At 51.9% G+C, this 25,555-nt stretch carries 25 protein-coding genes and 1 pseudogene; 10 read left to right on the top strand and 16 right to left on the bottom strand.

Features of this window, described 5'->3' with window-relative positions; genetic code table 11:
• Positions 1-62: 62 nt before the first annotated feature.
• On the bottom strand, positions 63-596 hold the full coding sequence (locus DXB92_RS02875) for an inorganic diphosphatase (RefSeq protein ID WP_040646760.1): 534 nt from the start codon (positions 594-596) through the stop codon (positions 63-65).
• 343 nt (positions 597-939) lie between these two features.
• On the opposite strand from DXB92_RS02875, the gene DXB92_RS02870 reads away from it, so the two are divergent.
• From DXB92_RS02870 to DXB92_RS02825, 10 genes are all read left to right on the top strand, one after another.
• Positions 940-1,878 carry a MoxR family ATPase gene (locus DXB92_RS02870; RefSeq protein ID WP_117732288.1) on the top strand — a complete coding sequence of 313 codons (939 nt, stop codon included), beginning with the start codon at positions 940-942 and terminating at the stop codon, positions 1,876-1,878.
• 5 nt (positions 1,879-1,883) lie between these two features.
• Positions 1,884-3,002 carry a DUF58 domain-containing protein gene (locus tag DXB92_RS02865; protein WP_117732286.1) on the top strand — a complete coding sequence of 373 codons (1,119 nt, stop codon included), beginning with the start codon at positions 1,884-1,886 and terminating at the stop codon, positions 3,000-3,002.
• The gene (locus DXB92_RS02860) at positions 2,999-5,626 is read left to right on the top strand and encodes a transglutaminase domain-containing protein (RefSeq protein WP_117732284.1); all 2,628 of its coding nucleotides are present in this window, start codon (positions 2,999-3,001) and stop codon (positions 5,624-5,626) included. Before DXB92_RS02865 ends, DXB92_RS02860 begins: the two co-directional genes overlap by 4 nt.
• Before the next feature lie 258 nt (positions 5,627-5,884).
• Entirely contained in the window at positions 5,885-6,541 is a 657-nt protein-coding gene (locus DXB92_RS02855; protein WP_040646756.1) for a DUF308 domain-containing protein, read from the top strand.
• A gap of 16 nt (positions 6,542-6,557) precedes the next feature.
• Positions 6,558-7,334, top strand: a complete 777-nt coding sequence (locus tag DXB92_RS02850) for a histidinol-phosphatase (RefSeq protein WP_242823484.1) — start codon at positions 6,558-6,560, stop codon at positions 7,332-7,334.
• Between the two features lie 165 nt (positions 7,335-7,499).
• The gene (gene thiS / locus DXB92_RS02845) at positions 7,500-7,700 is read left to right on the top strand and encodes a sulfur carrier protein ThiS (protein ID WP_117732280.1); all 201 of its coding nucleotides are present in this window, start codon (positions 7,500-7,502) and stop codon (positions 7,698-7,700) included.
• A 39-nt stretch (positions 7,701-7,739) separates the two neighbouring features.
• Positions 7,740-8,519 (top strand): thiazole synthase, encoded by a 780-nt coding sequence (locus DXB92_RS02840; protein WP_117732278.1) that lies wholly within the window; start codon positions 7,740-7,742, stop codon positions 8,517-8,519.
• A 12-nt stretch (positions 8,520-8,531) separates the two neighbouring features.
• The gene (gene thiH, locus DXB92_RS02835) at positions 8,532-9,698 is read left to right on the top strand and encodes a 2-iminoacetate synthase ThiH (protein WP_117732277.1); all 1,167 of its coding nucleotides are present in this window, start codon (positions 8,532-8,534) and stop codon (positions 9,696-9,698) included.
• Positions 9,695-10,285: a thiamine phosphate synthase gene (locus tag DXB92_RS02830; RefSeq protein ID WP_117732275.1), complete on the top strand. Its 591-nt coding sequence runs from the start codon at positions 9,695-9,697 to the stop codon at positions 10,283-10,285. The genes thiH and DXB92_RS02830 overlap by 4 nt, the downstream gene beginning before the upstream one ends.
• Positions 10,282-10,968, top strand: a complete 687-nt coding sequence (locus tag DXB92_RS02825; protein WP_117732273.1) for a DUF6198 family protein — start codon at positions 10,282-10,284, stop codon at positions 10,966-10,968. The genes DXB92_RS02830 and DXB92_RS02825 overlap by 4 nt, the downstream gene beginning before the upstream one ends.
• A gap of 115 nt (positions 10,969-11,083) precedes the next feature.
• On the opposite strand, the gene clpX is transcribed toward DXB92_RS02825, so the two are convergent.
• From clpX to DXB92_RS02750, 15 genes and pseudogenes are all read right to left on the bottom strand, one after another.
• Positions 11,084-12,373 carry an ATP-dependent Clp protease ATP-binding subunit ClpX gene (clpX, locus tag DXB92_RS02820; protein ID WP_021681056.1) on the bottom strand — a complete coding sequence of 430 codons (1,290 nt, stop codon included), beginning with the start codon at positions 12,371-12,373 and terminating at the stop codon, positions 11,084-11,086.
• Between the two features lie 14 nt (positions 12,374-12,387).
• The gene (gene clpP / locus DXB92_RS02815) at positions 12,388-12,978 is read right to left on the bottom strand and encodes an ATP-dependent Clp endopeptidase proteolytic subunit ClpP (protein ID WP_040646749.1); all 591 of its coding nucleotides are present in this window, start codon (positions 12,976-12,978) and stop codon (positions 12,388-12,390) included.
• A 120-nt stretch (positions 12,979-13,098) separates the two neighbouring features.
• Positions 13,099-14,436 carry a trigger factor gene (gene tig / locus DXB92_RS02810; protein WP_040646748.1) on the bottom strand — a complete coding sequence of 446 codons (1,338 nt, stop codon included), beginning with the start codon at positions 14,434-14,436 and terminating at the stop codon, positions 13,099-13,101.
• A 169-nt stretch (positions 14,437-14,605) separates the two neighbouring features.
• Positions 14,606-15,298, bottom strand: coding sequence for a metallophosphoesterase (locus DXB92_RS02805; RefSeq protein ID WP_117732272.1), 693 nt, complete (start codon positions 15,296-15,298; stop codon positions 14,606-14,608).
• Between the two features lie 11 nt (positions 15,299-15,309).
• Positions 15,310-16,809: a threonine synthase gene (gene thrC, locus DXB92_RS02800; RefSeq protein WP_021681052.1), complete on the bottom strand. Its 1,500-nt coding sequence runs from the start codon at positions 16,807-16,809 to the stop codon at positions 15,310-15,312.
• A 32-nt stretch (positions 16,810-16,841) separates the two neighbouring features.
• Complete coding sequence (locus DXB92_RS02795; protein ID WP_021681051.1) at positions 16,842-17,225, bottom strand: YraN family protein; 384 nt, start codon at positions 17,223-17,225, stop codon at positions 16,842-16,844.
• A complete protein-coding gene (gene rnhB, locus DXB92_RS02790) occupies positions 17,206-17,856 on the bottom strand; it encodes a ribonuclease HII (RefSeq protein WP_117732268.1) in 651 nt (216 codons plus the stop codon). Before rnhB ends, DXB92_RS02795 begins: the two co-directional genes overlap by 20 nt.
• Positions 17,856-18,743, bottom strand: a complete 888-nt coding sequence (gene ylqF / locus DXB92_RS02785) for a ribosome biogenesis GTPase YlqF (RefSeq protein ID WP_040646747.1) — start codon at positions 18,741-18,743, stop codon at positions 17,856-17,858. Before ylqF ends, rnhB begins: the two co-directional genes overlap by 1 nt.
• A gap of 201 nt (positions 18,744-18,944) precedes the next feature.
• Entirely contained in the window at positions 18,945-19,586 is a 642-nt protein-coding gene (gene lepB / locus DXB92_RS02780) for a signal peptidase I (protein WP_117732495.1), read from the bottom strand.
• A gap of 176 nt (positions 19,587-19,762) precedes the next feature.
• Positions 19,763-20,107, bottom strand: a complete 345-nt coding sequence (gene rplS, locus DXB92_RS02775; protein ID WP_021681046.1) for a 50S ribosomal protein L19 — start codon at positions 20,105-20,107, stop codon at positions 19,763-19,765.
• A 285-nt stretch (positions 20,108-20,392) separates the two neighbouring features.
• The gene (locus DXB92_RS02770) at positions 20,393-21,052 is read right to left on the bottom strand and encodes a TIGR03936 family radical SAM-associated protein (protein ID WP_181976871.1); all 660 of its coding nucleotides are present in this window, start codon (positions 21,050-21,052) and stop codon (positions 20,393-20,395) included.
• Positions 21,049-22,899 carry a TIGR03960 family B12-binding radical SAM protein gene (locus tag DXB92_RS02765; RefSeq protein WP_117732491.1) on the bottom strand — a complete coding sequence of 617 codons (1,851 nt, stop codon included), beginning with the start codon at positions 22,897-22,899 and terminating at the stop codon, positions 21,049-21,051. Before DXB92_RS02765 ends, DXB92_RS02770 begins: the two co-directional genes overlap by 4 nt.
• A gap of 66 nt (positions 22,900-22,965) precedes the next feature.
• Positions 22,966-23,714, bottom strand: a pseudogene (locus DXB92_RS02760) (DUF5131 family protein).
• Positions 23,715-23,908: 194 nt separating this feature from the next.
• A complete protein-coding gene (gene nudC, locus DXB92_RS02755) occupies positions 23,909-24,829 on the bottom strand; it encodes an NAD(+) diphosphatase (RefSeq protein WP_117732266.1) in 921 nt (306 codons plus the stop codon).
• A 193-nt stretch (positions 24,830-25,022) separates the two neighbouring features.
• Positions 25,023-25,553: a hypothetical protein gene (locus tag DXB92_RS02750; RefSeq protein WP_117732264.1), complete on the bottom strand. Its 531-nt coding sequence runs from the start codon at positions 25,551-25,553 to the stop codon at positions 25,023-25,025.
• Positions 25,554-25,555 lie beyond the last annotated feature (2 nt).

Below are 25,555 nucleotides of genomic sequence, written 5' to 3'. Positions count from 1 at the left end.
GGCACACCTAACCGCCGATCTGGACGGAGAAACGCACCATTGATTACTTTTCCCCGTGCCGGTCAAGCCTTACAAAACTTGTCGATATAGTGGTCGATGTCTGCCGCAATGATCTCCTTTGCAGCGTAAACGTCTTCCACTTCGTCCACCGCGGTCGTCTTATGTTCCAGCTCTTTGTACACCTGAAAGAAGTGCACGATCTCCTCAAAAATATGACGGGGCAGATCGTCGATGTTGTGATAGCTGTTATATGTCGGGTCATTACACGGAATCGCGACAATCTTGTCGTCCCGCTGCCCGTTATCGATCATATGGATCACGCCAATGGGATAGCTCCGCACCAGTGTCATAGGGTGCAGCGTCTGAGAGCAGAGCACCAGCACGTCCAGCGGGTCACCGTCATCTGCATAGGTGCGGGGAATAAAGCCATAATTTGCCGGATAATGGGTGGAAGTGTACAGGATCCGGTCCATTTCCAGAATGCCGGTGTCCTTGTTCAGTTCGTATTTGACCTTGCTGTTCTTCGGGATCTCCACCACAGCCACAAACTCGTCCACTGTAATCCGCTTGGGATTTATATCATGCCAGATATTCATCAATCCATGTTTCCTTTCCTCAAGAAATTTTCCGGCGAAGCCGCCGCCAAAAACACGTTCTTTCCGGAGCACGGCAGAAAATTGACAGACAAGCTTTCTGCCATGCCGCTCTTATTCTAGTATAACATTTTTTGTGGTTTTGTCAATATCCTCCCGCTGCTTTTTTTCCGCATTTTTGTTTTTTCGCCGTTTTTACCGAAAGCAAACAAAAAAACACGCGGGGATTTTGCGGAAAAGACAGACAGAACGCTTGCAAAAACCCCAAAAAAATGATATAATAAATCATATATCATGAAAAAGATGTGAAGCCGGCGGCACATACTCGCCGGAACAGGAGAAAATTATGCCAGTTACCACAACCCGTACACTCCCCGCCGCGATCCTGCGGGAGGTGCAAAAAGCTGTTATCGGAAAAGACCTCGTTTTGACGAAAGTACTGCTTGCATTTCTGGCAGGCGGACACGTGCTGATGGAGGACATGCCCGGTGTCGGGAAAACCACCCTTGCCATGGCGTTTTCCAAGGCTCTGGGGCTGAACTGCCGTCGGGTACAGTTTACGCCGGACGTGTTGCCCTCCGACCTGACAGGCTTTTCGGTCTATGAAAAAAATACCGGAACATTCGTGTTCCAGCCGGGAGCACTTTTCTGTCACCTGCTCCTCGCGGACGAGATCAACCGCACCTCCAGCAAGACACAGGCAGCTCTGCTGGAGGCAATGGAAGAGAGCAACGTCACTGTAGAGGGCAAGACCTATGCCCTGCCCCGCCCGCATCTGGTCATTGCCACCCAGAACCCGCTGGGCTGTGTGGGCACGCAGTCCCTGCCGGAATCTCAGCTGGACCGCTTTCTGATGCGGCTGCACATGGGGTATCCGGAGATTCAGGATGAGGTGGCAATTTTAAAAGGACATGCCGCCCGCAATCCGCTGGAAGATGTCCAGCCGGTGTGCACACCGGAGCAGCTGGAGGCATTACAGCAGCAGGCTGCGGCAGTCTATGTGGACGACCGCCTGTATTACTACGCGGCTTCGGTTTCCAAAGCCACACGGGAACACCCGCAGGCTGTCCTCGGTGTCAGCCCCAGAGGAACGCTGGCACTGATCCAGTCGGCAAAAGCAATGGCAATGCTCCGCGGACGGGATTATCTGCTGCCGGACGACATCATGCCTCTGTGTCAGGACGTACTGGCACACCGAATCCTGACCAAAGGCGGCGTGGCAGCGGAGCAGGTGCTGGACGAGGTGCTGCATCAGGTACCGGCTCCCATGCCGGACAGACGGTGAACGCGATGCGGACACTGAAAATTCTCTATCTGCTGCTTGCCGGCGTTTGTTATTTGTTTTTTTGTCTGTATCTGCCCCAGTTCTCGGCGTATTTGCTGCTGTGTATCCTGCTTTTGCCGGCGTTGCTTTTCTTTGCGGCACATTACAGCGGGGCAAAGTTACAGGCAGAACTGGTGCCGCCGAAGCCGCATGCACATATCGGCGAGCCGTTTTCCTGCTGTGTGCGGCTGAAAAATCCCACGATATTTCCTATCAGCACTGTGATTTTCCGCATACATCTGGAAAATGAAACGCTGACAGAACTGGACGATGTTGAATTTCACGAAGCAGTTCCGCCGCGGCAGACTGTCTGTATCCATGTGCCGGTCACGCCGGAGCATGCCGGTGCAGTTCACGTTACCCTGCAATCGGTTCAGGTGCTGGACACCCTGCTGCTGTTCTCTCACCGCAAGCGGTTTTCCGCCGCCTTTTCTGTGACTGCCCTGCCGGAAGTGCCACAGCCGCCGGCAAGTACATCTCCGCTGCAAGCCGGCGAAGATGCAGTGATGCAGCCCACCACGGAGCCGGAGGAATTTCTGGGTGTGCGGGAATACCGCAGCGGCGACCGCATGCGTGCCATTCACTGGAAACTGAGCAGCCGCTTTCCGGAACCGGTGGTGCGGGAGTACGGCATTCCTGCACGCACGCCGGTGACGGTGGCATTTCTCTATGCTGTGCAGGCAGATAACCCGCAGGAACGCGGGCAGGAACTGGATGCTATGCTGGAAGCGTTGCAGGCGTGTGCTGCCTTTTTCTGTGCCAACCAAGATAGTGTGACGGTGGTGTTCTGCCGCTCTGACTGGCACCGGAGCGAAACCATTACAGAGGAACAGTCCCTGCTGCCGCTGTTGGAAAATCTGCTGGAAACACCGCCGGAAGCCGATGCTGCCGCCTGCCTTTCCCACTGGAAGAGCCTTGGAGAAACGGCGGCGTTCTGTGTGACAGATACGATTCTGGAAAATCCGCCGTTTCAGAAAGTGTTTACTGCGAAAGCTACCGGCTCGGACAAACACGTTTCCATTGCCGGCAACGGGTCAGAAATCGTCTATCGGACACTGACAGATTCCGAGGGAGGTGCAGCATGAAAAAGACACACGTCCCCTGTTCTCTGAAAATCGAGGAAGAAGCGGTACGATATGATCTGGACAACCCGACCAAGCGGAACACGGCGAAGCTGCTGCAATTGTTCCTGACAGCACTGGGGTATTTCGGCTCTGTGCTGGTCATCTGCGACCTCTACGGGACAAACATTCGAAAAGGAATCTTTCTGCCGCTGGCAGTCGGCGGTTTCCTGCTGGCTTCCCTGCTCCAGTTTTTGCCGAAGCACAGCGGAAAGCTGACACTGGGTTTTGTTCTGGTGCTTCTGGGCATGTCTGCCCTGTTTTCCAAACAGGTCGTGCTGGGTTTTCATGCCATTTTCAATGTGGTCTACCAGACGGCTCACAATACAAATATCGCATATTTTCAGATTGCCAAAGGGGCAAACATCACTTTTGCGGCAACGCTGACCGGCACACTTGTGGCGGAACTGCTGGCATTTCTCTTTGCCTTCTTCACCATTCGAAAGCCGCATTTCACACTGCCTACCGCAGTTTCTTTCCTGCTTGCAGAGCCGGGGCTGTATCTGGGAATCCCTGTCAGCGTTCCGGCAATGGGACTGCTTCTGGCATACTGGGGCGGCATGCTGGCACTGCGGTTTCCGGCACTGTGGGGACGGGAGAAGATCCGCTGCACACAGCGTACCTCCGCAATCGGCGGTTCTCTCACAGCATTGCTGATTCTGCTGGTATACGGAGCAGTTTCCCTGACCGGCACATGGCAGGGGTACAGCCGTCCGGAATCGGACAAGCTGCGGCGGCAGGAGATCAGTGAAAGTCTGGCGGATTTCGACATTCAGAATCTGCCCCAGAGCATTCGCAAGATCGCTGCGGCAATCGGCATGGGCAACAACCAGACTGTCACCCTCGGAAACACTGCCAAGCAGCGGATATACGACCGGACAGATCTGAAGCTGACGCTGGACGATCTGCCGGAAAGCACCATGTATCTGAAAAGCTATACCGGCAGCACCTATGGGAAAAACTGCTGGGACACACTGGCTTCAGATACAGAGGCGGTCAACAGCGATATGGTCTTTCCGATACTGGAAAGCTACGACTGCAACCCGCAGAATTTTCCGTTTTTGTTTCAGCAGACCAGTGAGCCGGATTCCGGTACGTATCACTGCACCATTACCCCGCAGCGGCGGGACGGCAGATATTATCAGCCCTATGCAGCATTTTCGTCTGATGTTTCCTATCTGGAAGATGTCGATTTTCGTCCGAAAAACCGCGACAGCTACGACTGGACAGCGGCACAGCTTCCGCCGGAAATCTTGTCGGTGCTCTCACAGCAGGAACCGACTTCGATTTCGTTTAATTCCTCGTGGAGCAATGATGCGGTACGGTCTTTCATGGATATTCTGCATGTGCCCAGCAACGGCTCTGATGTGACGATCTCCACGCGGTTTTCGGCAAATCAAATTGCAACGGCTCCTGACGGTGTGCGGGGAAAAGTAATTCCGGCGGCGTTTCTGGAATCTGTCGCCTACCGTGATTTTGCCGCAGATGTGTATACAAGGCTGCCGGAAAGCGAAGCCCTAGATGCGGTATATGCCGCTATGCCGGAATCGCTGCAAAACGCTCACCCGCAGACCACCCAGGAACGCTATGCGGCACTATGTGAGATTCGGGCGTGGCTCTCGGAGCAGGCGGAGTACGACCTTACTCCCGGAAAAACGCCGCGAAACCGCGACTATGTCAACTTCTTCCTGCTGGAAAATCACAAGGGCTACTGCATGCACTTCGCCACCGCCGGCACCATTCTGGCACGGCACCTGGGAATTCCCGCACGCTATTGCGAAGGGTATCTGGTGGACAGCGAAGTCCTGAACAGTGCTTCTATCCGTGACGGGCGTTATGTCGTCAACGTCCCCAACAAAAAGGCTCACGCATGGTGTGAGTTTTACATTGACGGCTACGGTTGGCTGCCCTTTGAAATGACTCCCGGCTACACCGCAGAGCTACAGCCGGACAGCGACACAGAGGAAGTACCGTCGGAACCCTCCACGGAAACCACTGTCGATACTACGCCGGAAAACAACACCTCTGCAACGCCGGAGGAGATGACCAGTGCCGCACTGACCTCTACCGAAATTTCCGGCAGCATGGCGGCTCCGAAAGACAACACCATTGCCGGCAGCAAACCCGCCGACGGTTCGATACCCGGCTTCGCTGCGGTTGCAGTGCGGCTGCTGATCTGGGCGATCTGCATCGGGCTTTTCATTGGGGCAGCGGTTTTGCTGCGGCTGCTCCATGTCCGATACCGGCAGAATGTCTTTCTGGATACCCGTCACCCACGGCAGGCAGTTCATGCCATGTACCGCTATCTGTTCCGGCTTCTACGTTGGACAGGACTGCGGTTCCGGCAGGAGCCGCTGCTGGAATTCTGCGAAAAGGCAGTGCAGCATCTCCGGCAGCAGAAACTGCCTGCAACGGCTCCGGAACAGATCATTCCCATGATTCTGGCAATGGAATTCGGGAAACAGGATCCGGAAATGGCAGAACAGCGACAAGCTGCCGCAGAGGCTTCTGCTCTGGCAGATGCCATTTTCAAACGATGCAATCCGCTGAAGCGGTTTTGTATGAAATATTTACTGCATCTGATCTGAGGCAATACCGCACAAAGATTGTGCGACAGATGCGTCGTCAAATTTTTCGTCAGATGAAACAAAAAGCGGAGTGAATACTTGATGTATTCACGAGCATTTTTGTGAAATATGACGAGAAATTTGCAAGCAGATGGCGTGCAAAGTCGCCAGACGCTCTTTGTGCGGTATTGCCCTGAGGAAACACTGCATAAAGCCCGCCTGACGGCTTTGTACGCAAGCTTTATTCAGTGTTTCCCTGATGCGAAAGGAGTTTTACTGATGCAATCCAAAAAAACACCATTTTCCAAACGCATGTTCTATGTGATATTTCCCTTTGTGCTGCCGCTGTGCCTGATCGCACTGGGCATTCTGCTACAGGTCAACGAGAAACTGGTGAACGGTATCTTCACCACGCTGGGCATTCTCATTGCCGTGATCGGGTTGATCGAAGTGGTAGTGTATGCTTCCCGCCGCCAGTGTCAGCCCCCGCAGCCCGCTAAGACACTGACGACCGGCATCATTCTGCTGATTCTCGGTGCCCTGCTCATTATCCTGCCGTTTACCATCAACAAGCTGATCCCGATCATTCTGGGCATCTGCGTACTGTGCAACGGCATTTCCGGTATCGTCAACACAATGGAATTCCGCAAAGCGGACACCAACATTGTGGCTTCCATGCTCTTTGCAGTCACCAACTGCCTGCTGGGAATTTTCATTCTGATCTATGTGATCTTCATCAACCAGAACACCGGCTGGAACATCATTGGCATTCTGATGATTATCAGCGGCGTGCTGCGAATGATCAACGAAATCGTTGCACGGCTGGCTCCCAAGTACTCCGGCAACGTAGTGGAAACCAGCTTTACAAAAACCACTATCACTGATGCAGATACAGATGCCGCAGGAGAAGCCCCGCAGTCACCGGAAGAACAGTAAGGAGCGTATGCCATTCATGTTGAAAGCAAATTATCACACCCATACTGCCCGCTGCAAGCATGCATGGGGCGAAGACAAGGAGTATGTGGAACAGGCAATTCAGGCGGGCATGGAAGTGCTGGGATTTTCTGACCACTGTCCGTGGATCTTTCCGCCGGACTATGTTTCCCACACCCGCATGGAACCAAAAGAACTGGACGGCTACTTCACCTCGCTGGAAAACCTGAAGCGGGAATATGCCAAGGATATTACCATTTACATCGGCTTTGAGTCAGAATATATTCCGGAACTGATGGAAGAACAGGACCGGCTGCTGAAGGATTATCCCGTGGATTACATGCTGCTGGGAGAACACTTCACTGCCAGCGAAGTCACCGGTCCCTATACTGGTCATGAAACAAAATCCGAGGCGGATTTGCAGCGGTATGTAGACCTTGTCATTGAGGGCATGGAAACCGGAAAATATGCCTATGTGGCTCACCCCGACCTGATCCACTACATCGGCTCGGACGAGATCTACGAACGACACATGCTCCGGCTCTGCCAGTATCTGAAAGCACACGACATTCCGGTGGAGATCAACCTGCTGGGCGTTGTGGAACACCGGCACTACACCTCCGGCAGATTTCTCCGCATCGCACAGAAAGCGGGAAATTCTGCGATCATCGGCTGCGATGCCCACACGCCTGACCGGCTTTCCAACGTCGCATATATACAGAATTGTCTGGACTTGGCAAAAATGTATGACTTACCGGTTGTGGACTTTCTGCCGGATTTCATGGCAAAAGCGTAAAATTTCTACACAGCAGGAAAAAGCGTTGACTTTTCCTGCAAAATGTGCTATACTAAGGGTATTCGAAAAGAATATCATCACTGTAAAATGGGGCACACCACCGAAAAGGTGTGTGCCCTTTTTTTGTGCAATTTTATGGTAAAATGTAGAAAAGGAGTGTATGCCATGCAGGTAAACGGTGTTTCGATCCCTCTGGAAAAACCGCAGACATTACTGGAATTTCTGAACGAGAAGGGGTACAATCTCCACCGCATTGCCGTGGAACGCAACGAGAAAATCGAGGCAAAGGAAGACTATGCCACGATCATTCTCCAAGACAGCGACGTGATTGAAATCGTCAGCTTTATGGGCGGCGGTGCATGCTGACCGCAAATATGTGATGTTGTGATAGAAAGGAAGATTCTTATGGAAACGATCAAAAATGATACTTTTGTACTGGGTGGAAAGGAATTCCACTCCCGCTTTATTCTCGGCTCTGGCAAGTTCTCCCAGCAGCTGATCCGTGATGTCATGGAGTACGGCGGCAGCGAAATTGCCACCATTGCTCTGCGGCGTGCCAATGCCGACAGTCCGGAAAATATTCTGGATTACCTGCCGAAAAACCTGACACTGCTGCCCAACACTTCCGGTGCCAGAAACGCAGACGAAGCGGTTCGCATTGCCCATCTTTCCCGTGCACTGGGCTGCGGCGATTTTGTAAAAGTGGAAGTGATTCCCGATACGAAGTACCTGCTCCCCGACAATGCCGAAACCATTCGGGCAACAGAAATTTTGTCCAAAGAGGGCTTCCACGTATTGCCGTACATGTACCCTGACCTGATCGCGGCACGCCGTCTGGCAGATGCCGGAGCTGCTGCGATCATGCCGCTGGGTGCTCCTATTGGCAGCAACAAGGGACTGCGTACCAAGGACTTCATCCAAATCCTCATTGACGAGATCGACCTGCCGATCATTGTAGATGCCGGCATTGGTGCTCCTTCGCAGGCTTGCGAAGCTATGGAAATGGGTGCCGCTGCGGTCATGGCAAACACTGCTGTGGCAACCGCTGACAACTGCCCCATGATGGCACACGCGTTCAAGCTGGCAATTGAGGCTGGACGTGCGGCATATCTGGCAAAGCTGGGCCGAGTGCTGGAATCCGGTGCAGAGGCTTCCAGCCCGCTGACCGGCTTTTTACAGGATTAAGGAGGAATCGGAATGCGTAAGATTTATGACCCTATGGAATATCAGCCCAACATGCAGCAAATCGATTCTGACATTTTTGACCATGTGATCGCTGCCAGAACGGCATATCAGCCGGAACAGTATACAGCCAAGCAGGTGCAGGCGGCATTGCGAAAAGATGTGCTGTCTTTCGAGGATTTTGCGGCACTGCTCTCCCCTGCGGCACAGCCTTTTCTGGAACAAATGGCTCGGCGGGCAAAGGAAGAACGGGAAAAGCACTTCGGCAACAATGTGCTGCTGTTCACACCGCTGTACATCTCCAACTACTGCGAAAACCAGTGCGTTTACTGCGGCTTCAACTGCAAGAATCCCATTACCCGCTGCAAACTGAATGCAGCGGAAATTGAAGCGGAAATGGAGAACATCGCCAAGACTGGCATGCGGGAGGTACTGCTGCTCACCGGTGAAAGCCGTTCTGTTTCCGGTCCGGAATACATTGCGGAAGCTGTCCGCATTGCCAAGAAATATTTCTCCACGATCGGACTGGAAGTGTACCCCATGAATGCTGACGAATACGCGATGCTGCGGGAAGCAGGGGCAGATTTTGTCACCGTTTTTCAGGAAACCTACGACTTGCAGCGGTACGGTGAAATGCATGTTGCCGGTGCCAAGCGTTGTTTCCCCTACCGCGTCAATGCACAGGAACGTGCACTGATGGGCGGCATGCGTGGTGTCGGCTTCGGCGTACTGCTGGGGCTGGCGGATTTCCGCAAGGACATGTTCGCCGCCGGTGTGCATGCGGCACTGCTGCAAAAGAAGTATCCGCAGGGTGAAATGGCACTCTCTTTCCCGCGGCTGCGTCCCTATAAAAACCACGAGGAAACAAATCCCAACGACGTGCACGAAACACAGCTGCTGCAAATGATGCTGGCCTGCCGCATTTTCCTGCCCTTTGCCAGCTTCACCATTTCCACGCGGGAACGTGCCAACTTCCGTGACCATGTGCTGCCGCTGGCTGCCACCAAGATCTCCGCAGGGGTCAATGTGGGAATCGGCGGACACAACGATAAACATCAGCAGAAAGGCGATGCCCAGTTTGAGATCTCCGACCCCAGAAGTCTGGAGGAAATCCACAACGCCATTCTGGCACAGGGCATGCAGCCGGTCTATACCGACTACATCAACACCAATATCTTATGATGATCTGCGTTACCAATCGAAAACTCTGCCGCGGTGATTTTCTGGAACGAATCGAGCAGCTTGCCGCCGGCGGGGCTGATGCGATCTTACTGCGGGAAAAAGATTTGTCCGTTCCGGAATATGCAGCACTTGCCAAACAGTGTCTGGCGATTTGTCAGGCATATCATACGCCGCTGTGGCTGAACAGTTTCCGGGAAATCGCCGGAGCATTGCAGCTGCCGGTACAGCTGCCCATGCCGATTCTGCGTACTCTTACCAAATCCCAGAGAGCACAGCTTCCGGCGATCGGGGCTTCGGTACACAGTCCGGAAGAAGCGGTGCTTGCGGAAAAACTGGGGGCAAGCTGGCTGATTGCAGGACACATTTTTGCAACTGCCTGCAAGCCGGATCTGCCGCCGCGAGGGCTGGACTTTCTCCGGAATGTTTGCAGCAGTGTTTCTATTCCAGTTTATGCGATCGGCGGCATTACACCGGAACGGCTGCCTGCTATTACGCAAGCTGGTGCTGCCGGCTGCTGTGTGATGTCACAGATGATGCAGTGTCCGGACGTGCCAGCAGAATTTCAAAACTGGAGGAAACGGATTTGAAAGCAAAAACAATCAAAAGCCCTCTGTTGATTGACACGATACAACGCTATCTCTTATTCATTATCGGACTATTTTTCAGTGCCCTGGGAGTTGCCATTACCAAAAAAGGCGAACTGGGCGTTTCCCCGATCTCCTCGGCGGCGAATGTGATGAGCATTCGGCTGCCGCAGCTGTCGCTGGGGTACTGGCTGATTATTTGGAACTGTGTGCTGATTCTGGGGCAAATTTTACTGCTGCGGCGAAAATTCCAATGGATCCAGCTGCTGCAAGTGCCGCTGTCCTTTCTGTTTGGCTGGTTTACGGATTTCGGTGTCTGGCTGATTTCCTTTTTCACGCCGAAGCACTACGTGGTACAGATTTTGCTGGTACTGGCAGGAACTGTGGTTCTCGGATTCGGCATTACGCTGGCGGTCATTGCAAATGTGATTCTGAATTCCGGAGAGGCATTTGTCAAAGCGTTATCGGATACCATTCACAAGGAATTCGGCAATGTGAAAATCGCCTTTGACATCAGCTGTGTTGTGGTGGCAGTGATTCTCTCGTTCCTGTTTTTCCACAAGCTGGTGGGAACGCGGGAAGGTACAGTCATTGCAGCTTTCTGCACAGGGTTCGTAGTGAAATTCTTCAGCAAGTACATTACCGCACCGCTGGAGCGATTTTTGAAAAAGAATATCGGAGAATAAGCTGACATCTATATAAGCAAACGCCTGTCTGACCATTGAGATCAGACAGGCGTTTTCTGTTTATAAAAGATGTCACTCAATCTTGTTTGACAGAGCCGGCAGAAACCTCACCTTTTCAGATTCCCTGCGGAACATTGGTGATTTCCTTGCCGCTTGCATCATAAAATCTCGGCTTGGCAGTGCCCTTGACGCAGTCAGCATCTACTACGATTTTCTTGACATTCTCCACGGAAGGTGTGGTATACATGGTATCCATCAGCGTTCCCTCCATGATCGAACGCAGACCACGGGCACCAGTCTTTCTGGCAATTGCCTCTGCTGCAATCGCGTTCAGGGCATCGTCCGTCAGTTCCAGTTCAATGTCGTCGAAGTCGAACAGCTTCTGATACTGCTTGACCAGAGCGTTTTTCGGCTCAGTCAGGATTCGGATCAGGGCTTCTTCGTCCAGATCGTCCAGTGTGGTAATGACCGGCAGACGGCCAACCAGTTCCGGAACCAATCCGAACTTCATCAGATCCTGCGGTGTTACCTGACGGAAAATATTGACCAGATCTTTCTTCTGCTGCACAATGGGAGCATCAAAGCCCAGTGCTGCCGGAGCCATACGCTTCTGGATCAGCTTTTCCAGACCGTCGAACGCACCGCCGCAGATAAACAGGATATTGTGGGTATCCACGTGGATAAATTCCTGATTGGGGTGCTTTCTGCCGCCCTGCGGCGGCACGTTGGAAACGGTTCCCTCGATGATCTTCAGCAGAGCCTGCTGTACGCCCTCTCCGCTGACATCTCTGGTCAGAGAAACGTTTTCCGACTTTCTGGAGATCTTATCGATCTCGTCAATGTAGATGATACCACGTTCCGCAGCTTCCACATCGAAATCAGCAGCTTGCAGCAAACGCTGGAGCACGTTTTCCACATCGTCGCCTACGTAACCGGCTTCGGTAATGGTAGTAGCGTCTGCAATGGCAAACGGCACGTCCAGAATCTTTGCCAGCGTCTGTGCCAGATAAGTCTTCCCTACACCAGTGGGGCCCAGCAGCAGGACGTTGCTCTTTTGCAGTTCCACATCTCGTGCGGACTCGTCCTTGGACTGGTTGAGGATTCGCTTATAGTGGTTATACACCGACACTGCCAGCGTAATCTTTGCCAGATCCTGACCGACAACGTACTCGTCCAGCACCTTTTTGATCTCTGCCGGTTTCAGCAGGTGGATCTCTGCCGGCTTTTTGGAAGATTTCTTCTTATCCTTTGCGGAATCCGGCGTGCCGACGGGACCATAAAGCATTTCATAGCAATAAGTCACGCACTCACTACAGATATTTACATCTGCGGCGGAGATCATGCCTTCTACCAGATGCTCCGGCTTACCGCAAAAGTTGCATCGTTTTTCCTTTTTCTCGTCCATTTCAGCACCTCTTTTTATCTGTGTGCGATGACCTTATCGATCAGACCATATTCCTTTGCTTCCGGTGCATACATATAGTTATCGCGTTCGGTATCTCTTTCGATCACTTCCAGCGGCTTTCCGGTGTTTTCTGCCAGAATTTCGTTCATCTTCTTCCGAACCCGTACCAAATGGTCGGAAGCGATCTTAATATCGGTGCACTGACCGGACAGACCGCCGGAAATCAGCGGCTGGTGGATCATGATCTCGCTGTTCGGCAGAGCGATACGCTTTCCCTTTGCACCGGAAGACAGCAGGAATGCACCCATAGAAGCAGCCATACCGATGCAAATGGTAGAAACATCGCACTTGATATACTGCATGGTGTCGTAGATTGCCATGCCGGCAGTGATAGAACCGCCGGGGCTGTTGATGTACAGAGAAATATCCTTCTCATTGTCCTGTCCTTCCAGATACAGCAGCTGTGCAACTACCAGGCTGGCAGTTGCATCGTTGACCTGATCGGACAGCATGATGATACGATCATTCAGCAGGCGGGAAAAAATATCATAGGAACGTTCACCGCGGCTGGTCTGTTCTACAACGTAAGGTACTAAACTACTCATGTTCATCTTCCTTTCCAAATCGACACATTTCGAAAAATGTCCACATATTACAGAGGGCGAACTAAGTCGTTCGCCCGTCTGTTTTTTCACTTCTATTTCGGCAAAAATGCCAGTGTGTACTTATTCTTCCGTTGCTGCAGTTTCTTCTGCCGGAGCTTCTTCGGTTTCTTCCGGAGCGTCTGTTGCAACAGCTGCTTCCTTGACCAGTTCCATCGCCTTGGTTGCCAGCATGTCTTCCCGCAGGTCTTCCAGATAGATCCGCTTCTTGACATCTTCTGCAGTCAAGTTGTTTTCTTCTGCCAGACGATTTACTTCTGCTTCCAGATCTTCGTCAGAAACTTCCAGCTTTTCCAGTTCTGCAACCTTTTCCAGAGCCAGACGCAGCTTTACTTCGTTTTCTGCACGTTCCAGATAAGTTTCCTTCAGTGCGTCCTGTGTCATGCCAGTGTACTGGAGGTACAGATCCATAGAGATGCCCTGTGCCTTCAGCTGGTTTGCAAACTGGTTCATCAGGCTGTCTGCACGATGCTCAAACATGCAGTGCGGAATCGGATCGGTTACCTTTTCGATCAGCTTCAGGGTAACTGCATTTTCGAAAGAATTGGAAGCAGCGTTTTCTGCATTTTCTTCCAGCTTCTTGCGAACGTCAGCCTTCAGTTCGTCAACAGTATCGAAATCAGAAGTGTCCTTTACGAACTCATCGTCCAGTTCCGGAAGTTCTTCGTGAGAAATGCTGTTGATAGAGCAGTGGAATACAGCTTCCTTGCCTGCATATTCGTCCATCTGGTAATCTTCCGGGAAAGTTACGGTAACATCGAAGTTTTCGCCGATGTTGTGACCTGCAACCTGTTCCTCAAAGCCCGGAATGAACTGACCGCTGCCCAGCTTCAGCTGATAGTTTTCGCCCTTGCCGCCGTCGAATGCTTCGTCGCCGAAGAAGCCCTCAAAGTTCAGGTTTACTTCGTCGCCCATTTCCGCTGCACGGTCATCTACAGATACCACGCGTGCATTTCTCTGACGCATGGATTCGATCTGCTGATCTACGTCTTCGTCAGCGATTTCCTTGACAACCTTCGGAGCCTCGATGCCCTTATAGCCTTCCAGAGAGATCTCCGGCTTGGTAACGCAGATGACCTTCATGGTAACGCCGTCTTCCTTGCTGACAGCAGTTACTTCTACCTTCGGGGTATCTACCACATTCAGCTTGTTGTCCACGATCAGAGCCGGCAGTTCCATATTCAGCAGAGCGTTGATCGCATCTTCATAGAATACGTTTTCGCCATAAGTTCTCTCGCACATTTTCCGCGGCACCTTGCCCTTACGGAAGCCCGGCATAGAGATATTCTTCTTCTGACGCTGATAAGCAGCTTCTACTGCCTTTTCAAAGCTTTCTGCATCGATTTCAACGACCAGTTCGGTCATGTTTACATCTGTCTTGTTTGATGATTTCAGATTCATGTTTGAGTCCTCCAATAATGTATTGCAATTCCCTTGAAGCGTGCCCTCTGATGATCGGGGCTCACTCTGCATCAGGGTATCTTTTCATGCAAAATGCATACAAATTTATTATAGCATACTTGTCCTGTTTTGACCAGTATATTTTGAACACTTCTCCATTTTATACAATTCAGAGAATCTGTTCCGGCACAAATTGTAGATAATCACTAGAAATCATTCGCATTTCCGTGCCCTCATACATTCCCTGAAATGCATGGTTATGCCCGCTTTTTCCGTGCACATGACCATAATAGCACTTCCGGATCTGATACTTGTGCAGCACTTCCAGAATCTCGTAGTTCATCGACATTCCGTAGATCGGCGGATAGTGCAGGAACACAATGGGTTCCAGTCCTGCGTCCACAGCCGACTGAATGGAAACCTGAAGCCGCTGCACTTCTCTTGCCAGAATTTTGGCATCGGCAGCTTCTCCCTGCATGCTCACCCAGCCGCGGGTGCCGCAGATCCCATACTGTCCGAAAGCATAGTGGTTGTTGTGCAGGATATGCAGCGTATTGAATCCGTGTGCCGTGAAAAAGTCGTCCATTTTCTTTTTCGAAGCCCACCAGTAGTCGTGGTTGCCTTTCAGCAGGATCTTCTGCCCCGGCAGATTCTGCACAAATGCGAAGTCTGCCTCCGCCTGTGCCAGTGTCATGCCCCATGAGAAATCTCCTGCCAGCACAACAGTATCCTCCGGTGCGATCCGTTCCAGCCAGTTTTGTTCCAGCAGCTTCTGGTAATCCTTCCAGCCGCCGAAAATGTCCATGGGCTTGTCCGGTACACCAAAAGAGAGGTGCAGGTCACCTATGGTAAATAACCGCATGCAACCCCCGTTCAGGACAGGTGCAGTTCCTGCAATACGAACTGCTGCATTTCCGATTTATCAATGCTGCCCTCAAAACGGCGGGGCTTGGTCTTCAGTGCAGCCAGCGACTGCGGGATCTCCATTTTCGAAGCCTCATGTAGCAGCTCTACCATATCATATTCATCAACATCGTCTGCCGGCTTCTTGCCCAGTGCGTCCAGAACGCTTGCACTGAACTTGAACGGGCTTGCGGTAGATGCGATCAGAGTCTTGGTGGTATCGCCAGTTTCCTTGCGGTAGTCCTCGTATACCTTGACAGCAACCGCGGTGTGGGTATCGCAGGTATAGCCGTACTTCTTGTACAGTTCTGCAATCGTTGCCTTGGTTTCGGCATCGTCACAGAAGCCGCCGTAGAACTGTTCTGTCAGCTTTGCCTTTACCGCATCAGTTACCTCATAGGTACCCTGTTCTGCCAGAGCAGTGAACCATTCCCGAATCTGGGCATCATCTTCACCGGTCAGCAGGTACAGCAGACGCTCCAGATTGCTGGAAATCAGAATGTCCATAGACGGCGATGCGGTGGGATAGAACTGACGGTTCCGGTTGTATACGCCGGTGCGGATAAAGTCTGTCAGAACCTTATTGATATTGGACGCACAGATCAGCTTGCCGAGGGGCACGCCCATCATCTTGGCATAGTAAGCCGCCAGAATGTTACCGAAATTACCGGTCGGCACTACAACGTTCAGCAGGTCACCGTATGCGATCTGTCCGGATTCTGCCAGAGAAACATAAGAGGAAACATAGTACACGATCTGCGGTACCAGTCTGCCCCAGTTAATGGAGTTCGCACTGGAGAATGTCATACCGCCCTGTTCCAGTGCTTCCAGCACCTTGTGGTCGGTGAAGATCTTCTTGACACCACTCTGGCAGTCGTCGAAGTTGCCCTTTACGGCACAAACTGTAACATTCTCGCCTTCCTGTGTCACCATCTGACGCTTCTGCATGTCGCTGACACCTTCTACCGGATAGAAGACCATGATCTCGGTGCCCGGAACGTCCTTGAAGCCCTCCAGTGCAGCCTTACCGGTATCACCGGAAGTTGCTACCAGAATGACTACCTTCTTGTCCATGTGCAGCTTCTTCACAGCAGTTGTCAGGAAGTACGGCAGGATCTGCAGAGCCATATCCTTGAATGCACAAGTCGGACCATGCCACAGTTCCAGCATGTAGGTTCCCTCGAACAGGTGTGCGATCTCTGCAATGTTCTCGGTGTCAAATGCCTTGGTTGTGTAAGCACTCTCTGTGCAGTAACGCAGTTCGGCATCGGTGTAATCTGTCAGATACTTGGAAAACACAAATGCTGCCCGCTGTGCATAATTCATGCCAGCCAGCGATTTCAGTTCGTCCATAGAGATCGACGGAATGGTTTCCGGTACAAACAGACCGCCTTCTTCCGAAATTCCCTTTGCGATTGCAGCGGCACTCTCTACCCGAATGCTGCTGTTTCTGGTGCTCTTGTAAAACACTGTTACCACCCTTTTCCCGGCAGAATATCTGCCTAAAATATAAAATCACTGCCCGTCGTATCAAATGCGTTTTCCAGATAATCCACCGACAGGATCTGCTTTCCCTGCATCACCACGCAGGCAATATCAAACCGCGGCTGCAACTCTGTGGGGTGTTCTGCACACCACACGGCTGCTGTCTGGATCAAACGAGCCTGTTTTTTTGCTGTAACATCATCGAATCCGGAAGTCAGGCTGTTCGGCTTGCGGGTCTTTACCTCCACAAACGCCAGATACTCCCCGTTTTCCGCAATGATGTCGATCTCGCCGCCGCGGACGCAGAAATTCCGCCGGACAATGGAATAGCCCTGCTGTTCCAGCTGCCGGCAAACTGCGGTTTCCCCCAGACGGCCAATCTCAGTTGTTTTCATTTTCATGTTTCTGATATAACTTCCGCAAAAAACTGGGCCGATGTGCCGGACATGGTCCATACTGTAAGATTGCCTCACAGTGTGCCTTGGTGCCATAGCCCTTATGCTTCGCAAACCCATACTGCGGATATTGTTCATCTAATGCATACAGCGTCCGATCTCTGGACACCTTTGCCAGAATCGAAGCCGCCGCAATGGACGCCGACGTGGCATCTCCTTTGACTACGGTTTCCGCCGGCATTGCCAGCTGCGGCAGACGATTGCCGTCCACCAGTACCAGCTGCGGCTGTACCGAAAGTCCAGCCACTGCCCGCTGCATTGCCAGCATGGTGGCACCGAGAATGTTCAGTTTCTCGATCTCCGCCACAGTTGCAGATGCCACGCAGTACGCCAGACAAGCGGACTGCACCTCTGCAAAGAGAGATTCCCGCTTTTTTTCTGTCATCTTCTTGCTGTCATTCAGCCCTGCGATCAGTGGCTTGGAAGGATCCAGTATTACCGCCGCCGCATAGACATCTCCTGCGAGAGGACCTCTGCCAGCTTCATCGACACCGCAGAGCAGCAAGCCACTGCCCCGTTTTTCCGCGTCCCACGCGTACAGTTCCTCGGTGGACTTTTTCGGTGCAGCCTTTGCCATTACAGTGCCTCCTGTTCCGGCAGCTCCAGCGTGATTCTGCCCAGCTTGCCGCTGCGGAACTCGTCCAGCAGTGTGATCGCAGCACGCTCGGTGTTTACCTCGCCGCCGGAGATCAGCATGCCCCGTTTCCGTCCCAGCAGTTCCAGCATGGCAAAACCATCTTCCTGTATTGCCTGCAGGTCGGTCATGCGGTAGCGTTCTTCCAGTGCCTTGGGATAAGACACCGCTAACCGCTGCAGCAGCAGGCATGCCAGTGCTTCCAGATCCATGACATCGTCATTGATCGCACCGGTAAACGCCAGCTTCTGTGCCACAGTCTGGTCATCGAATTTCGGCCAGAGCACGCCCGGCATATCCAGCAGTTCCATGTTGCTGCCGATTTTCACCCACTGTTTGGTACGGGTCACGCCGGGACGGTCTTCCACCTTCGCCCGCTTGGACTGTGCCATGCGGTTGATAAAGGAGGACTTGCCCACATTCGGGATTCCCACCACCATTAAGCGAATGGGGGCACCGGTCATGCCGTGAGCCGCCCGCTTTTCCAGCAGTGCCGGCAGAAGCTGTTCCCGCACTGCCGGTGCAAAATTGGAAACGCCCTTTCCGCTGCGGCAGTCCATGCCAAGAGCCACAAAACCCTGTTTCCGGTAGGCTGCGATCCAGCGGGAAGTTGCTGACGGGTCTGCCATATCTGCCTTGTTCAGCAGCAACAGGCGTGGCTTGCTGCCCACCATGCTGTCCATTTCCGGATTGCGGCTGCTCTGCGGAACACGTGCGTCCAGAATTTCCACCACAGCATCTACCAGCGACAGATTCGCCGCGATCATACGCCGTGTTTTTGTCATATGTCCCGGAAACCATTGGATATTCCGCATCAGTTCTTCTGCCATGCCTGCCGCCTTTCCCGATGGAAACACTGCATAAAGCCCGCCTGGCGGCTTTGCACGCAATCTGCTTGCAGATTTTCCGTCATATTGCCCAGAAATCCCTTGTCATACATCAAGTATGCCTGCGGAATTTCTGTGCAATCTGCCAAAAAATCTGACTACGCATCTTACGCACAAGCTTTATTCAGTGTTTCCCTATTGCACTTACTTCATATTCTTATAAATACTGCCGAAATCGTCCGGTGAGATCCGGAAGATCGCCTTGCCAAGGATCGCATCCCGCGGCACGAAGCCAACGAACTGCGAACGGCTGTCAGTAGAATTGTTCCGGTTGTCACCCATGACGAAATAGTAGCCTTCCGGTACTGTGACCGGATAGCTGGCGAAGCCGTCTTCCTGATTGGCTGTCAGTTCCCGAATGTAGGGTTCATCCAGTACCTCACCGTCTACTGTCACTTCGCCGGTGGCAAAGTCAATGTTGATCTCCTGTCCGCCGGTGGCAATGATCCGCTTGATCAGTCGCTTTTCCTGCGGCAGACCGTTGCCCTCTACCAGATTGCCGTCTTCATCATACAAATAGGAATGTGTATTGTTGACAATGACAATATCTCCGTATTCCGGCGTATACAGCAGGTCAGACATCAGCAGACGATCCTTGTCGTGCAGGGTTTCCCGCATGGAATCTCCGTCTACTGTGACCGGACGCACTACATAGGCAAACAGCAGAATGACTACGAAAATCGAAACGAATACGGTTTCCAGTATCTCTGCCACATCGCTCAGAAAAGAACTTTTCTGCGGCTCCTGCTGCTGCTTTTCTTCCTTTTGTATTGTCTGTTGTTCCATTCCGCCGTTCTCCATTTCTAACCGCTGGTGCTTTCGCCAGCCGGTTGCAGTCTTCCGATAATAAAAAAAGGACAATACTGTCCCTTTTTTACTGCCGACAGGCAGGTGTCATGAAGCAAACGACGACACGCACACCGATTCTGCCCGTCTTTGCATTTTGTGCATGATTCTTTTGATTATCGAATCTGTTCCTTAACCTTAGCAGCCTTACCAACTCTGTCACGCAGGTAGTACAGCTTAGCTCTGCGAACCTTACCCTTACGGATAACCTCTACGCGGTCAACGACCGGAGAGTGCAGCGGGAATACACGTTCGATACCGCAGCCGTGAGCTACGCGGCGAACGGTAAAGGTTTCGCTGATGCCGCCGTGCTTCTTTGCGATAACGGTGCCTTCGAATACCTGAATACGGCTCTTGTCGCCTTCCTTGATTCTTACGTGTACCTTTACGGTATCGCCGACTGCAAATGCCGGTACTTCCTGCTTCAGGCTTGCGTCGCTGATTGTTTTCAATGCATCCATGGTTAAATCCTCCTAAAATTTGCGAACATTCATTCACGTGTTCCTTTGCCGCCGTTCAGCATTGGGCGGTGGAACGCTGCCGTATTTTCTCACAGCATCGTCAGCGGACTGTCCGATTTAATGTCGTTCTGCTGAGCCGCCGATTCCCATCGGACGCACAGCCGGCATTAACCTCACACGTTACCGTGCGGATCATCTGCACCGCGGCTTTTTCAGCCGAATTCGGCACAAATTTCAAATGCTTTTATATCATACCACATTTCCGCAGAAAAAGCAAGTGTTTTTTCAAAAAAATTTTTGTTTTTCTTCTGTGAGCAGTTCCGTCCGGCAGATTTCCGGAGAAGCCCACGTCTGTTCCGTCTGTTTTTTCCACGTTTCCAGCAGCAGCATGGGGTTCAGATTGGCAGTGCTCCCTGCCGGCAGGCAGAGCCGCAGTTCCAGTGCATCAGGCAACGACTCGGCACCGGTCACCTCCAGCATAGGCTTCAGGTCTACTTCTTTGGTGCCGCCTTTTTTGGTACGCTTTTCCGTGAGGATCTCCGGCTGTGCCGCAAACGCACAGAAAGAATCGTACAGTTCCCCGCTGCTTTCACTGGGAATCCGCACAGTGTAATTGGCGTATGCCAGCTTTTTGAATGCCAGCGTGCCTTTCCACGCTTCCAGAATCCGGATCCCCTCCGGCAGGACGGCGTTCAGCCGTTCCATGACCGCATCACAAGGCAGCTCCTCTGTCAGTTCCAAGTCCATTTGTTCCGCGGTGCTGAAAAATCCCAGCGGCAGCGTGGTGGCAAAGGAAGTCTGCATGTGCGGGTGAAAGCCCTCGGAATACGCCGCCGGCAGCTTTGCCCGACAGACGGCTCGCTGAAAGCAGCGGATCAGATCCAAGTGGGAAATATATCTGGCTCTGCCGGTTTTGGCAAAACGCATTCGAACGATGTTTTTCAAAAGCAAGCCCTCCCGATTCTCCGGTTTACGCCGCAGCCGGCACATTTGGCTCGGCAGTGGGGTGTGGTTTCTGAAGCATGTGCTGTCTGGTTTTCCCGCACAAAAAAGGATTTCTCCACCAGATAATCCAGATGATCCCACGGGAAGATCTCGTCATAGGCTCTGGTGCGGTTGGCGTAAAAGGAAGCGGATACGCCGCAGTCTGCCATTGCCTGCTCCCAGATCTCATAATGAAAGCACTCGCTCCAGCTGTCAAATTTGCTGCCCAGCTGCCATGCCCGTTCAATGACTGGTGCCAGCCGCCGGTCACCGCGGGCAAGCACCGCCTCCAGCAGGCTGATCTCGTAGGTGTGCCAGCTGACTTTGATCTTCTTCCGATGCCGCGGCTGGATACAACTTAAAAGGTGCTCCTGCCGTGCCAGCAGTTCCTCGCGGGAAACCTGCGGTTCAAACTCGAACGGTGTGAACGGCTTCGGCACAAAGGTGGCACAGCTGATGGAGATCTGTATGGTTTTGCCTTTGGAACGTTCCGGCGTATTATAATAGAGATCGATCAGCTTTTCCGCCAGATGCACAATGCCCTCTACGTCCTCCATGGTTTCTGTGGGCAGTCCCATCATGAAGTACAGCTTTACCGTAGCGAATCCGCCGGAAAAGGCAATGCCGGCAGTCCGCATCAGTTCTTCTTCGCTGACATTTTTGTTGATAACGTCCCGCAGCCGCTGGGTGCCTGCTTCCGGTGCGAAAGTCAGACTGCTTTTCCGCACGCCCTGAATCCGATCCATCAGTTCCTTGGAAAAGTTGTCCACCCGCAGAGAGGGCAGGGTGATGTTGATGCGGTTTTCGTCCAGATAGGGCAGCAGTTCGTTCAGCGTTTCTTCCAGCTGGCTGTGATCGCTGGTACTCAGAGAGGACAGGGACAGTTCCTGATAGCCGGTGGTATCGCAGAGCGAACGGCACTGCCGGACGATGGTTTCCGGCGATTTCTCCCGAAACGGACGGTACAGGAAGCCTGCCTGACAGAAACGGCAGCCCCGTATACAGCCGCGAAGCACTTCTTCCACGGCACGGTCGTGCACCGTTTCCATAAAGGGTACCACAAATGTTTCCGGATAAAACGCCTTGTCCATGTCCTGTACGATCCGTTTGGTCACCTTTTCCGGTGCACCGTCTTTCGCCGTCACTGCGGCAATGGTACCGTCCGCCTGATAGGTCACCTCGTACAGAGAGGGCACATAGATCCCCTCGATCTGTGCCGCCGCACGGAGAAATGCAGAGCGGCCTGCTCCCTGCCGCTTCATTTGCAGATAGAGGTCCATGAGTTCCAGATTGACTTCCTCGCCCTCCCCCAGAATAAACAAGTCGAAAAAGTCCGCCAGCGGTTCCGGATTACAGACACAGGGACCGCCGGCAATCACCAGCGGTGCCAGTGCTTCGCCGCGATCACAGGCATGCAGCGGAATTCCTGCCAAGTCCAGCATATTCAGGATATTGGTATATGACAACTCATATTGCAGCGTAAAGCCCACGAAGTCAAATTCCAGCACCGGATCCAGACTTTCCAGTGCATACAGCGGAATCTGGTGTTCCCGCATCAGTGCTTCAAAGTCTGCACAGGGTGCAAAGACCCGTTCACACCAGAAGTTTTCCCGTGCGTTAATTAAACTGTACAGAATTTTCATGCCCAGATGGGACATGCCGATTTCGTAAGTATCCGGAAAGCAGAACGCAAACCGAACATCGACTGATTCCCGATCTTTGCAGATACTGCCCACCTCGCCGCCGATATACTGTGCCGGCTTCTGTGCCTGTAACAGCAGCGGCTCTATTTTTGCTCGTACATTCATAATTTTGTCCTCATTCATCAAGTGTTCTTCGGTATTGCCTGACAGGTCCTCAGTGCAAGAGAGCATTCAATGACACTTTCCGCACCAGCGGCAGCCGTTGCAGCTGTGCTTTCTTTTGCAGTTCTGGCAACGTGGCTGCATGGGTACGTGGGTATCTCCTGCCGGATAGGACAAACCGGAACGCTGTGCCTGCACACGCTGATATGCTTTAGGAATGCAGTACACCTTTCCGTCCTTACAGAAATAGTTTCCGGTTCCGAGAAACCGAAACGGAACGTCTGCGTTCCGGCACTGGTCGTGCAGAGATCTGATCCACTCATAGCGGCAGGGGCGGTTGCCGTCGTAGTTTTCCCCGTCGCAGAGTACCTGTTCCACCTGTCCGGTGGCAAGGTACTTTTCGGCATGCACTTCAGAAAGAATCGGTGCGATCATGAACGCCTTGTGCTTTGCCGGAACGGCAGCAATAAGGGCAGCCGTTCCTCTGCACATTTCTGATTTTCCGTTGTCACACACAATGTCACGTTTTCCCAGCCGTCGCCCCAGTCTTCCGGCAGGTGGTCTGCCATACGTTCTGCCCGCTTCGTCTGAATCCAGAAGTGCACATCTCTGCGGCAGCGTATCATGTCCCATACTTCTTCCCGCCAGTCGTCTGCCTCTTGCAGAAAAAAGTCGCTGGTCATACAGACGTGCAGCATTGTCCCTGACGGAATCTTGTATGCACCCTGTCGGGTCTTTTTGACGGGCAGGTTGAAATTGGTCTTTGTCCGATAGATCTCGCTGCCGTCCCTGTCACGCTGTGCGTCCAGATAATACATATAGCAATGTGCACAGCCTTCGCTGTATTTCCGGCAGCCGTGCCAAGGATTCCATGTCAGAAACACTTCCTGCTCCACAGTCCAAACCCATTCCTTTCTTCAAAGGCAACACCGCACAAAGAGCGTCTGGCGACTTTGCACGCCATCTGCTTGCAAATTTCCCGTCATATTTCACAAAAATGCTCGTGAATACATCAAGTATTCACTCCGCTTTTTGTTTCATCTGACGAAAAATTTGACGACGCATCTGTCGCACAATCTTTGTGCGATATTGCCCAAAATGTATTCACATGATTGATATTCCTGATCTCGCCGTCACGAAATTTCTGCATCATCTCATTGGTCAGACTGGCATCGTCCGGCTGTAAAATGATGTTCTCCCGCTTGACCCACTGGGCATATTTCAGCTCAGAGGTGTCCATTTGAATGGTAGGGTCACCGTCCACTTCGCAGTAAAATCCCGCCAGAATATCGTTGGCAATGCCCCACGGTTGGGATTTATAGTAGCGGATATTCCGCACGTGCAGACCGGTTTCTTCCATAACTTCCCGTTCTACAGTTTCCTCCAGCGTTTCGCCGATTTCGGTGAAGCCGGCAACCAGTGCGAAATAGGGAAATCCGGTGCGGTATTTGGTCAGCAGCAGCGAATCCCCTGAGATCACGCCCACAATTACAGCCGGCATGATCTTCGGATAAATGCTTTTATGGCAGTGATCGCAGACCATGGCACGCTGTTCCGCAGAATGGTGCAGAACGCCGCCGCAGCTGCCGCAATAGCGAGTACTTTTGTACCAGTCCGCCAGATGCTTTCCGGTCATGATCGCATATCGCTGAAACTGCGGTATCGCCTGTGTTCCGCGAATCCGGCGGATCTTCTCGTACTGCATGACATCGTTCTCCGAAACCGGTGTTTCCGGCAGGAAATAGCTGCGGTTATCGATTTGGAACAAATAGCGATAATGCTCAGCAAAGACTTCCGAAACCGTAGGAAGCATCTCTCCGTCTTTCAGTAAAACTTCTGCACCACGATAGCAGAGCACATAGCTGTCCTGCTCCGGCTGTGCCTCCGGACGGTACTGATTCTCCAGCTTATGCGGAAAAATATCCTGAATCATGATAATCCCTTCTTTCCATTGTCATTATATTCTCAATTGCGGTGAATTTCAATCGATTTTCATGAACAATGAAAACAGCCGCGAGGAAAATCTCCTGCGGCTGTTAATATCAAAGTGCTGCCTAAGAGCCTGTCCGGTGAATGGAACACGCTTTTGTTTTGGTTGTTCTTTGTGAAGAGGGCGACAGATAAAGTCATACTAATTCGATGTCAATCAAATCAGCCGCATCATATGCATCAGATATTGGCAAAAATACAATCCATGTATAAATGATATTGTTCTTAATAAAAGAAGTGGGATCTCTTACAATTTTGTAATTCATTCCATAATTTTCTGCATCAGTACGAAATGTAAAGGCGTCCTCTATGAAACAATCTCTCTCAAAATCATAGTCACTATCATATCCAATAACCGCAATGCTATATTTTTTATCGTGAAATTCGCACATCACTGTGTGCTCATCAGAATCATAATATTCAAAACCATCGACATTTCCAACACGAACATCAAATTCATCATGCAATTGATATTGCATGGTGTCAATCGCAATTCTATGGATATTTGCAGAGATACCATTTTTGAAAATATGCTTTTTGGTTGTATAATGAAATTTTATTTTTTGATTATGGAGATACACAGAAACTTGTCCAAATGGAGTTACTATTTCTTTTGTTTCCACTTCCTTTTCGGTATAACCGAAGTATAACGTACTTGTAATTCCCATAA

The organism is Ruminococcus sp. OM06-36AC (genome assembly GCF_003438725.1).
Taxonomy (GTDB): Bacteria; Bacillota; Clostridia; order Oscillospirales; family Ruminococcaceae; genus Ruminococcus_C; species Ruminococcus_C callidus.
The sequence above is the reverse complement of the archived record's forward strand: the minus strand, read 5'-3'. Positions and strand labels throughout refer to the sequence as shown.

Coding starts and splice junctions, on each gene's coding strand:
- DXB92_RS02875 (WP_040646760.1), bottom strand. CDS start 596: ATGAATATCTGGCATGATATAAATCCCAAGCGGATTACAGTGGACGAG.
- DXB92_RS02870 (WP_117732288.1), top strand. CDS start 940: ATGCCAGTTACCACAACCCGTACACTCCCCGCCGCGATCCTGCGGGAG.
- DXB92_RS02865 (WP_117732286.1), top strand. CDS start 1,884: ATGCGGACACTGAAAATTCTCTATCTGCTGCTTGCCGGCGTTTGTTAT.
- DXB92_RS02860 (WP_117732284.1), top strand. CDS start 2,999: ATGAAAAAGACACACGTCCCCTGTTCTCTGAAAATCGAGGAAGAAGCG.
- DXB92_RS02855 (WP_040646756.1), top strand. CDS start 5,885: ATGCAATCCAAAAAAACACCATTTTCCAAACGCATGTTCTATGTGATA.
- DXB92_RS02850 (WP_242823484.1), top strand. CDS start 6,558: ATGTTGAAAGCAAATTATCACACCCATACTGCCCGCTGCAAGCATGCA.
- thiS (WP_117732280.1), top strand. CDS start 7,500: ATGCAGGTAAACGGTGTTTCGATCCCTCTGGAAAAACCGCAGACATTA.
- DXB92_RS02840 (WP_117732278.1), top strand. CDS start 7,740: ATGGAAACGATCAAAAATGATACTTTTGTACTGGGTGGAAAGGAATTC.
- thiH (WP_117732277.1), top strand. CDS start 8,532: ATGCGTAAGATTTATGACCCTATGGAATATCAGCCCAACATGCAGCAA.
- DXB92_RS02830 (WP_117732275.1), top strand. CDS start 9,695: ATGATGATCTGCGTTACCAATCGAAAACTCTGCCGCGGTGATTTTCTG.
- clpX (WP_021681056.1), bottom strand. CDS start 12,373: ATGGACGAGAAAAAGGAAAAACGATGCAACTTTTGCGGTAAGCCGGAG.
- clpP (WP_040646749.1), bottom strand. CDS start 12,978: ATGAGTAGTTTAGTACCTTACGTTGTAGAACAGACCAGCCGCGGTGAA.
- tig (WP_040646748.1), bottom strand. CDS start 14,436: ATGAATCTGAAATCATCAAACAAGACAGATGTAAACATGACCGAACTG.
- DXB92_RS02805 (WP_117732272.1), bottom strand. CDS start 15,298: ATGCGGTTATTTACCATAGGTGACCTGCACCTCTCTTTTGGTGTACCG.
- DXB92_RS02795 (WP_021681051.1), bottom strand. CDS start 17,225: ATGAAAATGAAAACAACTGAGATTGGCCGTCTGGGGGAAACCGCAGTT.
- rnhB (WP_117732268.1), bottom strand. CDS start 17,856: ATGGCAAAGGCTGCACCGAAAAAGTCCACCGAGGAACTGTACGCGTGG.
- ylqF (WP_040646747.1), bottom strand. CDS start 18,743: ATGGCAGAAGAACTGATGCGGAATATCCAATGGTTTCCGGGACATATG.
- lepB (WP_117732495.1), bottom strand. CDS start 19,586: ATGGAACAACAGACAATACAAAAGGAAGAAAAGCAGCAGCAGGAGCCG.
- rplS (WP_021681046.1), bottom strand. CDS start 20,107: ATGGATGCATTGAAAACAATCAGCGACGCAAGCCTGAAGCAGGAAGTA.
- DXB92_RS02765 (WP_117732491.1), bottom strand. CDS start 22,899: ATGAATGTACGAGCAAAAATAGAGCCGCTGCTGTTACAGGCACAGAAG.
- nudC (WP_117732266.1), bottom strand. CDS start 24,829: ATGATTCAGGATATTTTTCCGCATAAGCTGGAGAATCAGTACCGTCCG.
- DXB92_RS02750 (WP_117732264.1), bottom strand. CDS start 25,553: ATGGGAATTACAAGTACGTTATACTTCGGTTATACCGAAAAGGAAGTG.